The sequence below is a fragment of the Bacillus sp. ISL-4 genome, assembly GCF_018613275.1.
Classification (GTDB): domain Bacteria; phylum Bacillota; class Bacilli; order Bacillales; family DSM-1321; genus Peribacillus; species Peribacillus simplex_E.
Genome location: NZ_JAGGQN010000035.1, coordinates 55,656 through 68,403, shown reverse-complemented (window position 1 = coordinate 68,403; position 12,748 = coordinate 55,656). Strand labels below are relative to the sequence as shown.

General features: G+C 41.7%; 14 protein-coding genes. 13 read left to right on the top strand and 1 reads right to left on the bottom strand.

The genetic code is table 11. The annotated features are described in order from the left end of the window. Positions 1–99 precede the first annotated feature (99 nt). The 4 genes from spoIIR to J7J00_RS20135 all read left to right on the top strand — a co-directional run bounded on the left by spoIIR (position 100) and on the right by J7J00_RS20135 (position 3,552). Entirely contained in the window at positions 100–984 is an 885-nt protein-coding gene (spoIIR, locus tag J7J00_RS20150; RefSeq protein ID WP_214794032.1) for a stage II sporulation protein R, read from the top strand. 289 nt (positions 985–1,273) lie between these two features. Then, complete coding sequence (locus J7J00_RS20145) at positions 1,274–2,323, top strand: L-threonylcarbamoyladenylate synthase (RefSeq protein WP_214794029.1); 1,050 nt, start codon at positions 1,274–1,276, stop codon at positions 2,321–2,323. Between the two features lie 74 nt (positions 2,324–2,397). Continuing rightward, complete coding sequence (locus tag J7J00_RS20140) at positions 2,398–2,964, top strand: manganese efflux pump MntP (protein WP_098370195.1); 567 nt, start codon at positions 2,398–2,400, stop codon at positions 2,962–2,964. 144 nt (positions 2,965–3,108) lie between these two features. Beyond that, positions 3,109–3,552, top strand: a complete 444-nt coding sequence (locus tag J7J00_RS20135; RefSeq protein ID WP_214794026.1) for a low molecular weight protein arginine phosphatase — start codon at positions 3,109–3,111, stop codon at positions 3,550–3,552. Positions 3,553–3,591: 39 nt separating this feature from the next. On the opposite strand, the gene J7J00_RS28315 is transcribed toward J7J00_RS20135, so the two are convergent. Continuing rightward, on the bottom strand, positions 3,592–3,720 hold the full coding sequence (locus J7J00_RS28315; RefSeq protein WP_286201492.1) for a hypothetical protein: 129 nt from the start codon (positions 3,718–3,720) through the stop codon (positions 3,592–3,594). A 209-nt stretch (positions 3,721–3,929) separates the two neighbouring features. Between J7J00_RS28315 and rpiB the strand changes: the two genes are divergently transcribed. From rpiB to atpE, 9 genes are all read left to right on the top strand, one after another. Further along, on the top strand, positions 3,930–4,376 hold the full coding sequence (gene rpiB, locus J7J00_RS20130; protein ID WP_034315832.1) for a ribose 5-phosphate isomerase B: 447 nt from the start codon (positions 3,930–3,932) through the stop codon (positions 4,374–4,376). Positions 4,377–4,446: 70 nt separating this feature from the next. Beyond that, positions 4,447–5,040, top strand: a complete 594-nt coding sequence (locus J7J00_RS20125; RefSeq protein ID WP_098370193.1) for a TIGR01440 family protein — start codon at positions 4,447–4,449, stop codon at positions 5,038–5,040. A gap of 371 nt (positions 5,041–5,411) precedes the next feature. Beyond that, a complete protein-coding gene (locus J7J00_RS20120; RefSeq protein WP_214794023.1) occupies positions 5,412–6,653 on the top strand; it encodes a serine hydroxymethyltransferase in 1,242 nt (413 codons plus the stop codon). Between the two features lie 234 nt (positions 6,654–6,887). After that, positions 6,888–7,517, top strand: a complete 630-nt coding sequence (gene upp / locus J7J00_RS20115; RefSeq protein ID WP_034315825.1) for a uracil phosphoribosyltransferase — start codon at positions 6,888–6,890, stop codon at positions 7,515–7,517. Between the two features lie 23 nt (positions 7,518–7,540). Further along, positions 7,541–8,683 (top strand): non-hydrolyzing UDP-N-acetylglucosamine 2-epimerase, encoded by a 1,143-nt coding sequence (gene wecB, locus J7J00_RS20110; protein WP_214794019.1) that lies wholly within the window; start codon positions 7,541–7,543, stop codon positions 8,681–8,683. Between the two features lie 86 nt (positions 8,684–8,769). Next, entirely contained in the window at positions 8,770–10,995 is a 2,226-nt protein-coding gene (locus tag J7J00_RS20105; RefSeq protein ID WP_286201491.1) for a S8 family serine peptidase, read from the top strand. A 285-nt stretch (positions 10,996–11,280) separates the two neighbouring features. Then, the gene (locus J7J00_RS20100) at positions 11,281–11,649 is read left to right on the top strand and encodes an ATP synthase subunit I (RefSeq protein ID WP_063234155.1); all 369 of its coding nucleotides are present in this window, start codon (positions 11,281–11,283) and stop codon (positions 11,647–11,649) included. A 22-nt stretch (positions 11,650–11,671) separates the two neighbouring features. Next, positions 11,672–12,388: a F0F1 ATP synthase subunit A gene (gene atpB, locus J7J00_RS20095; RefSeq protein WP_076368353.1), complete on the top strand. Its 717-nt coding sequence runs from the start codon at positions 11,672–11,674 to the stop codon at positions 12,386–12,388. A 72-nt stretch (positions 12,389–12,460) separates the two neighbouring features. Continuing rightward, a complete protein-coding gene (atpE, locus tag J7J00_RS20090; RefSeq protein ID WP_034315818.1) occupies positions 12,461–12,685 on the top strand; it encodes a F0F1 ATP synthase subunit C in 225 nt (74 codons plus the stop codon). Positions 12,686–12,748: the final 63 nt, after the last annotated feature.

Sequence of the window (12,748 nt, the reverse complement as noted above, 5' to 3'; positions counted from 1 at the left end):
CCTTTGGAATCTATATTTCAAGCTATCAACTTTTTTATTTTTACTAGTTTAAGATAGCTGGAAAATGGTGAGACTAATTCATGTGAGGGGGCGAAGGCGATGAAAACTAAACATTTAGCCATTATTTATCTATTAATCTTAACTATAGGAACGATCGTAAGTATATATATGCCTAAAGCGGAGATGGTCGGTGCAGAAGCTACGAAGGTGATCCCGGATGAGGCGATTCGTCTGCGGATACTTGCTAATAGTGATGCAGAAAAGGATCAAGCGGTTAAACGGCTGATTAGGGATGAGGTAAATGAAGATATCACAAAGTGGGTCGAGGAACTTACTTCTTTGGATGAAGCGAGGGATGTGATCACCTCGCATCTACCGGATATCCAAGCCACGGCTGAGGCAGTTATAAAGGAACAGGGTATGGAGCAGTCAGTTAAAGTGGATTTTGGACAAGCGGAATTTCCGACAAAACTCTACGGGCAGTATTTATATCCGGCAGGGGATTATGAAGCGGTAATTATCACGCTTGGGGAAGGGGAAGGCGCAAATTGGTGGTGTGTTCTATTTCCCCCATTATGTTTCCTGGATTTTTCAAATGGGACGGCTGTAAGTCAAAGTCCGATTGTCGAGGAAGAGGGGGGAAAATCCTTGAGCTCGGAAGGGAAGGCGTATGCTGAAACAAATGAAGAGGGTGAGCCTGTTGCAGAGGAAGAAGTTGAAGAAGAGGTAGTGGAGGAGAGCGTAAAGGAAGTACCGGAAGAAACGGTAAAAGAAGAGGTTACAGAGCCGGAAGTAAAGGAAGAAGTGACAGAAGTAAAAGATAAGGAACAAGTGACGGAGGAAGCCGTTGATGGGAATGTTGAAGAAAAACAGGTTGAACTTGCGGCATCCAATAAACAAGGTCAACAATTATATGAAGGGGAAAAAGAGCCTGAGGTTGAAGTGAAGTCTCTGTTTGCAGAAATCTTCAATGATCTATTTTAAAAAGGGGGCAGATGCCCTCTTTTTTTAAAATCAGATAATTTTGTAAACATATCCACAGGGTTATTAACAAAAAATCAAAAAAGTCTGTCATTAATCATTAATATCCACAAACTTATCCACGGATTCGATGTGGTTATCCCCAATTTGTGGATAACACTTGAATTATGTGTATACTTCTTTTATACTTTCAAAGTATCTTTAAGTGAATTTATTACAATAATTTGAGAATATCGTTCATATAAAAGCAATTATATAAAATAAGAAACGTTAAAAGGCGATGGTGTTCAAGATGAAAACGAAAATTTGGTCAGTGGATAAAAATGTGGATAATTTACAAAGTTATCCCCAGATTATACAATCAGCTAAATTATTAAAGGCAAATCAAGTGGTTGCTTTTCCTACAGAGACCGTTTATGGACTGGGGGCGAATGCCAAAAATGACGAGGCAGTCAAAAAAGTGTTTGAGGCGAAGGGGCGTCCGAGTGATAATCCTTTGATCGTTCACATAGCCTCCGATGACCAGTTGTCAGGTATTGTAGACGAGATTCCGGAACAGGCCAGGAAGCTAATGGCAGAATTTTGGCCGGGTCCTTTGACTTTGATCATGAAACGAAAACCGGGCCAGCTATCAAACCTAGTGACAGCTGGATTGGACACGGTGGCTGTCAGGATGCCAGATCATCAGGTTGCCCTAGGCCTTATTCGTGCAAGTGATTTGCCCATTGCGGCTCCAAGTGCAAATACTTCCGGGAAACCAAGCCCCACGTCAGCAAAACATGTTGAAGATGACTTGATGGGCCGGATTGCAGGCATAGTCGATGGCGGGACTACGGGAGTGGGCGTAGAATCCACAGTACTTGACTGCACTGTGGAAGTACCTGTTATTTTAAGGCCTGGCGGGGTGACCCTGGAACAGCTGGAAGCGGTAATAGGGGAAGTCAGGCAAGATGTCGCATTGAAGAATCAGGAAACGGCGCCAAAAGCCCCGGGCATGAAGTATACCCACTATGCTCCGAAGGCCCCTCTATATTTAGTCAAGGGTAATCCAGCTTTCCTTCAGAAGCTTGTGGATGAAAAAAGAACTGACGGGTTAAAGGTGGGCATCATAACGGCTTATGAACATCAACAGGATTATAAGGCGGATTATGTGGTTGTCCCAGGTTCGTTAGCGGATTTACATACTGTTGCGACAGGCTTATATGATGCTTTAAGACAGTTTGACGAGCTGGAGGTCGATGTCATTTTTAGTGAAATGTTTCCTGACCATGGAATAGGAGCTGCGGTCATGAACCGGCTTGAGAAGGCTGCAGGCCATCAAATCATCAAGGAACATGTGTAATAAGGACTGATTTATCCTTCTATTTCTTTTCGGACATGCATAACATGTAGTAGGCACGTCCGAGGGGGATTTGAATGAATACATTTGCTGGAGAAATCATCACCTTATTGCTAATGGCATTCGCATTGGGAATGGATGCCTTTTCAGTTGGCCTTGGAATGGGAATGTTTAAGCTAAGGTTGAGGCAAATACTTTTTATAGGACTGACAGTAGGCATTTTTCATATTTGGATGCCTTTGCTTGGAATGGGGGCAGGCCGTTTCATTTCAGAAAAATTCGGGACCTTTGCTACATACGCTGGCGGTCTATTGTTGATCATTCTTGGTATACAGATGTTTATCCCTGGTAAAAAGGATGGAGCTGGTGTCAGGGAAAATAAGATGCTGGCCCCTGTCGGGAAAGGTCTATTCATTTTTGCTTTAGGGGTAAGCCTGGATAGCTTCTCGGTAGGATTGACTCTGGGCATTTACGGTGCAAAAACGATTTTAACCGTTCTTTGTTTTGGGTTTGCTGCCACTCTATTAACGTGGGCTGGGCTTTTACTGGGTAGAAAAATGCAGGGCTTGCTTGGCGTGTATAGTGAGATTCTTGGCGGAAGCATTCTGTGTGCGTTTGGATTGAAATTATTGTTCTCTTTTTGATCGGCTTGAATTCATATCGTTCCTTCCTCAACTGTTCCGATTACTGGGGCGGTTTTTATTTTTTTTCAGACATAATGACGGTGATTTTTTTGACTATAATAAACGGGCGATAGCTTATAATGAATAAAAAAGGAGGCGTTAAAAATGATTCGAGTATTATTTGTATGTACAGGTAACACATGCAGAAGCCCGATGGCAGAAGCGATATTGAAAAATAAGAATATTGCGGGTGTTGAAGTGAAGTCTGCAGGCGTGTATGCTTCATCAGGCCAGGCTGCTTCGCTGCATGCTAGAAATGTATTGGTTGAAAATGACATAGTGCATAATCATCATTCAACGCCCTTATCCGAGAAGGAAATGGAATGGGCGACTCATATTTTCACCATGACGGAAGGGCATAAATCGGTCATTACCCGGGCATACCCCAAAATGATCGATAAGACTTTTACTTTAAAAGAATTCATTATTGAGGATAAATATGATAGAGACATAATAGATCCGTTTGGCGGTTCTGAAGGTATTTACCGTGAAACGTTCAGGGAGTTGCAGGAATTAATAGAAGAATTAGTGAAAAGGCTTAAAGAATAAACAGGGTACATAATGTGGTCGCTGCAGTAAAAGATATTACTAAGCTTGTTGCCCGTCAATGAAAAATGCAGGATCAAGGCAGTCCCAAGAAGTGGCTGCTATTGCAGAATAAGCATCTGCTGGAGCGGAAGAAGTGACGGCTACGACAAGTGAACAAGCGTTAGTCATGGAAAATGTCGAATAATCGGCAATGGAACTTAAAGTGCAAGCGGAAAAGGGTTAACAGGACCATCACCCGCTTTCACACTTGACATTTTACTGCAGGAAACCCGAGTCGGTTTCCTGCTTCTTTGCGGGGAAAAAGGATGGACATCCTTTATCTTTTCATAATTTTGTGACACAATAAAATCAAATGAAAAAGCTAGAGGAGGATTATGATGAAAGTTGCGATTGCTTCGGATCACGGTGGTATACATATCCGTGAAGAAATAAAGAATTTATTAAATGAGTTACAGATTCCATTTGAGGACTTTGGCTGTGAATGCAGTACGTCGGTGGATTATCCTGATTATGCCTTGCCGGTTGCTGAAAAAGTGGCGCGGGGTGAGTTCGATCGGGGTATTTTAATCTGTGGAACTGGAATTGGAATGAGCATTGCTGCCAATAAAGTCAAAGGAATACGATGTGCATTGGTTCATGATGTCTATAGTGCGAAATTGACCCGCCAGCATAATGATACCAATATGTTAGCGATGGGGGAACGTGTCATTGGTCCGGGTTTGGCCAGGGAAATTGCACAAACATGGCTGACTTCGGAATTTGAAGGCGGGCGTCATCAAAACAGGATTGGTAAGATTGCGGAGTATGAAGGTAAACATAGCTAATTCTTATGGTTTTTTGGGGAGAACCCTTTTCTACCGATAGCAAGTTTTCTTATTGAAAGGATGCGTTTTCATGACAAGTGATGCTACATTTTCAAATGAGCTTGAGATATGGGAAAACCAGTTTCGGGAACTTTTACATGAGTTTCAAGAACAGACAGCTTTAAAAGAGAAACAGCTACTGGTGATCGGCTGCAGTACAAGTGAAGTGATCGGGAAAAGGATCGGTACTGAAGGGACGCTCGATGTTGCAGGGATGATTTTTTCCGTAGTTAGGGATTTTCAAGGGAAAACGGGTGTTCAGGTTGCATATCAATGTTGTGAACATCTAAACAGGGCCTTGGTTTTACAAAGGGAAACCGCGGTTCGATATGATTATGAAGAAGTTTCGGTTGTACCTGTAAGAACAGCTGGGGGATCGATGGCGACGTATGCCTATCAACAATGGAAAGATGCTGTAGTCGTTGAACATATTAAAGCGGATGCGGGGATTGACATTGGGGACACCTTCATTGGCATGCATCTGAAGCATGTGGCGGTTCCGATTCGCTCTGCCATTAAAGAAATAGGACATGCACATGTGACCATGGCAAAAACACGTCCGAAACTGATTGGCGGGGAGCGGGCCGTTTATCAGGACATTTCTGATAACAAGAGTTGTACTTAATGGGTAAGTGAAACAGCATTTCTCGGATGGGGAATGCTGTTTTTTAATTGAATGCGAGCGAAATCGTAAAGCTCAAGATAAGGTTCACAAAAAAATCATTACTTTATGGTGCTAATAGAATGGTGATTTTGCTTATGAAATATAGGGTGAAAGAGCTATTTAGTATAAATTCGATGTTAAATACGAACGTTTTTAAATAAAAAAACATTTAACGTTCGATAAAATTAGACTATCACTTCTAAATTAGACATGTTAAAATGGAGTAGAATTTTCTAATAACTATTGGTAAGGCTTTTTCATGCTTTTTTGAAGGCATGTTGCACATAAATACTAAAAAGCGAATCACGCACAATTTGAGGAGGAATTACGGAATGAATCGTTTAGCAAAGCAAGATGAGCAAGTGTTTAACGCAATTCAACTGGAATTAGGGCGTCAAAGAAGTAAAATTGAGCTTATTGCTTCTGAAAACTTCGTGAGTGAAGCTGTCATGGAAGCACAAGGATCGGTCTTGACTAATAAGTATGCAGAAGGATACCCTGGAAAACGTTACTATGGCGGATGTGAGTATGTAGACATCGTTGAAGATCTAGCACGTGAGCGTGCGAAAGAAATTTTCGGAGGGGAGTATGTGAACGTGCAGCCTCACTCTGGAGCTCAAGCCAATATGGCCGTTTACTTTACTGTTCTTCAAACTGGAGACACAGTGCTTGGGATGAACCTTTCGCATGGAGGTCACTTAACACATGGAAGTCCAGTTAACTTCAGTGGTGTTAACTACAATTTTGTTGAATATGGTGTAGACGAAAAAGATCACCGTATCGATTACAATGATGTATTGGAAAAAGCGCGTCAGCACAAACCGAAATTGATCGTAGCGGGTGCAAGTGCATATCCGCGGGAAATTGACTTCAAGCGATTCCGTGAAATTGCAGATGAAGTCGGGGCTTATTTAATGGTCGATATGGCGCATATTGCAGGTTTAGTTGCGGCTGGAATACATCAAAGCCCGATTCCTTATGCTGACTTTGTAACGACAACCACTCATAAAACACTTCGCGGACCACGCGGAGGGATGATCATCTGTAAAGAAGAATTCGGTAAGAAGATCGATAAATCCATCTTCCCTGGAATTCAAGGCGGTCCGTTGATGCATGTTATATCCGCTAAGGCTGTTGCATTCGGCGAAGCGCTTCAAGATGAATTTAAAGTATATGCACAACAGATCATCGATAATGCTAAACGTTTGGGCGAAGGATTGAAGAAAGAAGGGTTCACCCTTGTTTCTGATGGAACGGACAATCACTTGATTCTTCTTGATGTGCGCTCTACTGGATTAACGGGTAAAATCGCAGAACATGTTTTGGATGAAATCGGTATTACCGTGAACAAAAATGCGATTCCTTATGACCCGGAAAAACCATTCGTAACCAGCGGTATACGTATTGGGACTGCGGCGGTGACATCACGTGGCTTCGGATTGGAAGACATGGATGAAATAGCTGCAATCATCGGACTTGTTTTGAAAAATAATGAAGACGCAGCTAAACTTGAAGAAGCAAAACAGCGTGTTGAATCATTAGCGAACAAATTTGAATTATATCCTTCATTGTAATATCGTAGCTGCTCCCTTTTAAAGGGAGCGGTTTTTTTGTATCTTATGGAAGACCGGTGTTAGAAGAATCCGAATAGTGAAAATAGGTCTGACATCTAAACCTTTATTGAAGATTGAACCTTTTTTCTGTAAAATAGGTTGAAACGAATTTTAAAAGACACGAAAATTTTTCTATTCGACTAGGGAAATCATAAAAAAGCGCAAAACTAAGCAATGGAATTGGAGAGATGCTAAATGGGAAAAGTTTATGTTTTCGATCACCCGTTAATTCAACACAAATTAGCCTACATACGTGATATAAATACAGGAACAAAAGAATTCCGTGAACTAGTGGATGAAGTTGCATCATTGATGGCATTTGAAATCACGAGGGATATGCCATTGGAAGAGGTGGAAATCCAAACGCCTGTAAGCACAGCGAAAGTGAAAATGCTTTCTGGTAAAAAAGTGGGTATCGTTCCTATTTTACGTGCAGGCATAGGGATGGTGGACGGGATCATTAAGCTGATTCCTGCTGCAAAGGTCGGACATGTTGGACTTTACCGTGATCCTGAAACATTGAAACCGGTGGAGTATTATGCGAAAATGCCAAGCGATTTGGCTGAAAGGGAATGCATTGTCGTTGACCCGATGTTAGCCACTGGCGGATCAGCCATCGAAGCGATCCATTCCATTAAAAAGCGCGGTGCAGTCAATATTAAATTCATGTGTTTGATTGCAGCTCCAGAGGGTGTAGAAGCATTAAAAGAAGCCCATCCTGATGTTGATATTTATATTGCGGGTCTTGACGAAAAACTGAATGAACACGGGTATATCGTTCCAGGTCTTGGAGACGCGGGAGATCGTTTATTCGGCACAAAATAAGGAAAGAAACTGAGGTGTCACGAATGAATAAACCGATTAAAGTCATGACCATTTTCGGGACGAGACCAGAAGCTGTCAAAATGGCTCCCTTAGTACTCGAATTTCAAAAACACCCAGAATATTTCAAGCCGATCGTTGCTGTTACGGCTCAGCATCGCCAAATGTTAGATCAAGTTCTCGAACTATTTTCCATACAGCCGGACTATGACTTGGACATAATGAAGGAAAGGCAAACGCTTGCTGACATTACAACAAGAGCATTAAATGGTCTTGATTCAGTAATGAAGGAAGCTAAACCTGATATTGTTCTTGTGCACGGTGATACAACCACGACGTTTGTCGCAAGTCTGGCAGCTTTTTATAATCAAATTGTCATTGGGCATGTAGAAGCAGGGCTGCGCACATGGAATAAGTATTCACCCTATCCGGAAGAGATGAATCGGCAGCTTACAGGTACTATGGCAGATTTGCATTTTGCGCCGACTTCGAAAGCGGAGGAGAATCTGCTGAACGAAAACAAGAAGGATAATATCTTCGTAACGGGAAATACGGCAACCGATGCTTTAAAAACTACTGTACGTTCCACGTATTCCCATCCGGTTTTAAATGGACTTGGAGAAGACAGGCTCATTTTGCTTACAGCCCATCGCAGGGAAAACCTTGGCGAACCCATGAGGAATATCTTCAGGGCCGTAAAGAAAATCATTGCTGAGCATGATAACGTTCAAGTGGTATATCCTGTCCATTTAAATCCGCTTGTTCAGGAATTGGCAAACGAAATTCTCGGGGGCGATCCGCGGGTTCATTTGATTGAACCGCTGGATGTATTGGATTTCCATAACTTCGCTTCAAGAGCCTATCTGATTTTGACAGATTCTGGAGGAATCCAGGAAGAGGCACCGTCACTTGGTGTACCTGTCCTAGTTTTAAGGGATACGACCGAACGTCCTGAGGGGATTGCTGCTGGAACCTTAAAATTGGCGGGTACTGATGAACAAAACATATATAATTTGGCACATGAATTGCTCACCGATCAAGAGGTGCACGAAAAAATGTCCAAAGCTTCAAATCCATATGGGGATGGAAATGCTTCGGTCCGCATCGCTGAAGCCATCCGTTACTATTTTAAGCAAGCAGACATGCCACCAACTAGATTTGACTCATAAAAAAGGAAAAGCCATGCGCTTTTCCTTTTTTTATTTGCATACTCCAAGGTTGTTGAGAAAAGATAACAGCTAAGGGGATGATTATGTTGGGAAAGAAAACGTTCATAGTGTTTGTTTTCCTTTTTCTATTTATTTATCAAAATGAAAAGGGATTGGCATCCGTCATTCTGCCGCCTTTACCAAAACTATCTGAATCTAAGGAAGTAACGGTTGTTGTAACGATGGATAAGGTGTTTCAACGAAAAAAAATCGAAAAACTGCTTGAAAAATATCCATCCCTTCAATTACGGAATGTTTATTCAGTTGCCCTGAAAGGATTTTCCGTTCAGGGGAAGATGAATGAGATAGAACAACTTAAAAAGGAGGATGAAATTCAGGCTGTAACGGAAGTAACCGTTTATCAAGCGGTGTTGGATAAAAGTGTCCCATACATAGGAGGAGGAAGGGTCAGGGGTTTCTTTGATAAGGAGAATCACCGGATCACCGGGAAAGGGGTAAAAGTAGGAATCATAGATACTGGAATCGATTATACACATCCAGATTTGCAACGTGCTTATAAAGGAGGGAAGGATCTGGTAGATGGTGATGAAGATCCGATGGAAACCAAAAATCAAGGCGACCTGGATACATTACATGGGACTCATGTGGCAGGCATCATTGCAGCCAATGGAAAAATGAAAGGCGTTGCACCAGAAGCGGAGATATATGCATATCGAGCTTTGGGACCAGGTGGTGCAGGAGATACAGACCAAGTCTTGATGGCTATTGAGTCAGCCATGAAGGATAGGGTGGATGTATTGAACCTCTCTCTTGGCAATAACATCAATGGCCCTGATTTACCTATCTCCCTTGCGTTGAATAAAGCTGTGGAAAGCGGCATCGTTGCCGTGACATCCAACGGGAATTCCGGTCCTGCTGTATGGACCGTAGGCTCACCCGGAACAGCGGAAAAAGCGATTTCCGTTGGGGCATCGACTCCTCCCTTAAGGGTTCCGTATATGATTTACGGACTTGGATCGAAAAAGCACCAATCGCATTTAACCGTATTTCAAGGTTCTAAAAAATGGAACCTGACGTTTTCTGAGGATGTCATATTTGGGGGTCTGGGCAATGAAAAGGACCTGAAACATGTTCGGGATAAGATTGTGTTGATGGAACGTGGCACACTTACCTTCCAGCAGAAAGTATCCAATGCAGAGAAGGCAGGTGCAAAGGGGGTAATTGTTTATAATAATACAAGCGGGACCTTTACTGGAAGCTTGGAAAAAGAAATGAACATCCCAGCTGCTTCTATTAATAGAAGAGATGGATTACAGCTAAAGCAAATCATGGAGCAAGGGCAGAGTAAAACCGTTCAATTTGTTTATAAGAACGAGCAGGATAAGCTCGCAGATTTTAGCTCCAGGGGACCGGTAACCGTATCATGGGGAATAAAGCCTGACGTATTGGCACCGGGAGTGGAAATTAAAAGTACCATCCCTAAAGGATACATGTCCCTGGATGGAACAAGTATGTCCGCACCGCATGTTGCAGGAGCATGCGCCTTAATCCTGCAAAAACACCCCGAATGGAACCCGGAGCAAGTGAAATCTGCATTGATGAGCACTTCCAAACCATTGAGGAAATCTACGAATCAATTGTATCACACATATGAACAGGGGGCTGGACGCATCCAGGTCGACGAAGCATTAAAAGCGGACACGCTCTTGAGTCCAAGCTCATTGTCCTTTGGGATGTATACGAAAAAAGAAGGAATTGAAGAGCATCATGAAACGATAGTCATAGAAAATACCGGAACGGAAATGAGGAAGTACTCCTTCATGGTTCCATTGAAAGAGACGGGACTTATTTGGGAATTGCCGAAATCCCTTACTTTGAATCCGAAGGAAAAAAAACGGTTAAAAGTGGGGCTGCAGGTCAACCCAGCAAAGCTTAAAAAAGGAGTCTTTGATGGATACCTCATTATAATGGAAGGAACCAAAAGAATATCCCTTCCTTATTTATATGTAAAGGAAGAGCCTGATTACCCAAGGATAATGGGATTTGATTTTGGCCAAGGGGACCAGAAAGGCACATATCGATACGAAATGTACCTTCCGAGTGGGGCTGAAGAATTCGGTATTGCCCTTTATGAGGAAGATAGCTTGAAATTCGCTGGATATTTGGATTGGTCCAAATCGGCACCTTCCGGTTTGATCAAAAAAGAAGTATTGAAAAAGAACTTGCCGCCTAAAGGAGTGTATAAAGCGATAATCTTTGCGAGAAAGGGTGGAAGGGAAGATCGGATAGAAAAGACGTTACTTATTGAGTGAATAGAGAGTAATAAGTAAAATAAAATGGATGTCAATAGTATAAAAAAGATAATTTGTGAACAATTCGTTAATAATTACAAACCTGTGACAAATTTCACTAACCACTCATTGACATTGATTCTTGCCTATTGTATGCTAACTAAGGATGTAAAATGAGAGGGGTTTCATACGTTAATAACGTGTCAAATAGAAGCTAGTTTTTGACCTTCTATTTGGACTTGTTACGGGCAAATTCCCTAGCTAAACACAGATACTACAATATTTCTAGGGAGATTACATGACAAAATGCTAGAATTGGAAAAAATGTTCAATAGGCAGCTAAAATACATGTTGTATTTAATGGGTATTTATGTACTCGGGGTGGGCTTCACTTCACATGATTCAGTCTTCCAAGGATTATTGCTTGGAACAGCCTTCAGCCTATTTATATTCTGGTCAATGGTCAAAAAGAACAAAAAGTTCGCTCAAGAGGTTGCCGAAGGTAAGAAAACGCGCTCCCTTGGTAGTTTAACTAGAATGTCTGTAGCGGGTTTAGCTGCAATTATTGCATTGAGATATCCTGACGAGTTTCAAGTGGTCTGCGTGGTAGTGGGATTAATGACAGTTTACTTTGTCATTATGATAGATTATTTTATGCAAAACATACGTAGGTAGTAAAGAAGAGAGGTGAATACTGTTGAATCATGAAGCTCCTATGTGGGAATTTATGGATACTGGAATACATTTCAACTTGGCTAATGTTCTTATGATGACTATCGCAAGTCTCATTGTCTTCATTATTGCTGTAGCAGCAACTCGAAAACTTGCGATGAAGCCAACAGGAATCCAAAACTTTATAGAATGGGTTATGGATTTTGTGAAAAACATCATCAACAGCAATATGGATTGGCGTACGGGTGGTCAGTTCCTTATGTTGGGAATGACATTAATATTGTACGTATTTGTTTCAAACATGTTAGGATTGCCGTTCTCGATTGTAATAGGGCATGAACTTTGGTGGAAATCACCTACATCAGATCCAGCAATAACTTTAACCTTGGCAGTTATGGTAATGGGTTTAACTCATTATTATGGTATCAAGATGAGAGGCATGAAAAATTATGCCAAAACTTATGTCCAACCAATGGGTTTCTTGTTTCCGTTAAAGATTATTGAGGAGTTCGCTAATACGTTAACTCTAGGATTGCGGCTTTACGGGAATATTTATGCGGGTGAGTTACTATTAACTTTACTTGCTGGACTAGGAACAAGTGGTGTTGTGGGTGCAGCCACTGCTGCATTACCGATGTTAGCTTGGGAAGGATTTAGTATCTTTGTCGGCTCCATTCAAGCTTTTATCTTTACTATGTTAACGATGGTTTATCTTTCCCATAAAGTAAGTGACGACCATTAATTATAAATATTGTTCATTTTGAACATTATATTGATGAAAAAATAAAACAACATTTCAAGGAGGAAATTTATCATGACAGGTTCTTTAGGTCTTATAGCTGCTGCTATCGCAGTTGGATTAGGTGCACTAGGTGCGGGTATTGGTAATGGTCTTATCGTAGGGCGTACAATTGAAGGAATGGCTCGTCAGCCAGAAGCTCGTGGTATGCTTCAAACTACAATGTTCGTTGGTATTGCGTTAGTTGAGGCACTTCCAATCATCGCTGTAGTTATCGCGTTTATTGTAATGGGTAAATAAGATAACTTGAAAAAGTTCAATAATGGCGAAGATGATCCAAGGAGACCCTTCGCCATTGCTCTG

What these genes read in the sequence shown, in the direction of transcription:
- J7J00_RS20125 (WP_098370193.1), top strand. Translation starts at nt 4,447, where the DNA reads ATGACAAGTGATGCTACATTTTCAAATGAGCTTGAGATATGGGAAAAC.
- atpE (WP_034315818.1), top strand. Translation starts at nt 12,461, where the DNA reads ATGACAGGTTCTTTAGGTCTTATAGCTGCTGCTATCGCAGTTGGATTA.
- J7J00_RS20140 (WP_098370195.1), top strand. Translation starts at nt 2,398, where the DNA reads ATGAATACATTTGCTGGAGAAATCATCACCTTATTGCTAATGGCATTC.
- J7J00_RS20100 (WP_063234155.1), top strand. Translation starts at nt 11,281, where the DNA reads ATGCTAGAATTGGAAAAAATGTTCAATAGGCAGCTAAAATACATGTTG.
- spoIIR (WP_214794032.1), top strand. Translation starts at nt 100, where the DNA reads ATGAAAACTAAACATTTAGCCATTATTTATCTATTAATCTTAACTATA.
- J7J00_RS20120 (WP_214794023.1), top strand. Translation starts at nt 5,412, where the DNA reads ATGAATCGTTTAGCAAAGCAAGATGAGCAAGTGTTTAACGCAATTCAA.
- J7J00_RS28315 (WP_286201492.1), bottom strand. Translation starts at nt 3,720, where the DNA reads ATGACTAACGCTTGTTCACTTGTCGTAGCCGTCACTTCTTCCGCTCCA.
- rpiB (WP_034315832.1), top strand. Translation starts at nt 3,930, where the DNA reads ATGAAAGTTGCGATTGCTTCGGATCACGGTGGTATACATATCCGTGAA.
- upp (WP_034315825.1), top strand. Translation starts at nt 6,888, where the DNA reads ATGGGAAAAGTTTATGTTTTCGATCACCCGTTAATTCAACACAAATTA.
- J7J00_RS20145 (WP_214794029.1), top strand. Translation starts at nt 1,274, where the DNA reads ATGAAAACGAAAATTTGGTCAGTGGATAAAAATGTGGATAATTTACAA.
- J7J00_RS20135 (WP_214794026.1), top strand. Translation starts at nt 3,109, where the DNA reads ATGATTCGAGTATTATTTGTATGTACAGGTAACACATGCAGAAGCCCG.
- wecB (WP_214794019.1), top strand. Translation starts at nt 7,541, where the DNA reads ATGAATAAACCGATTAAAGTCATGACCATTTTCGGGACGAGACCAGAA.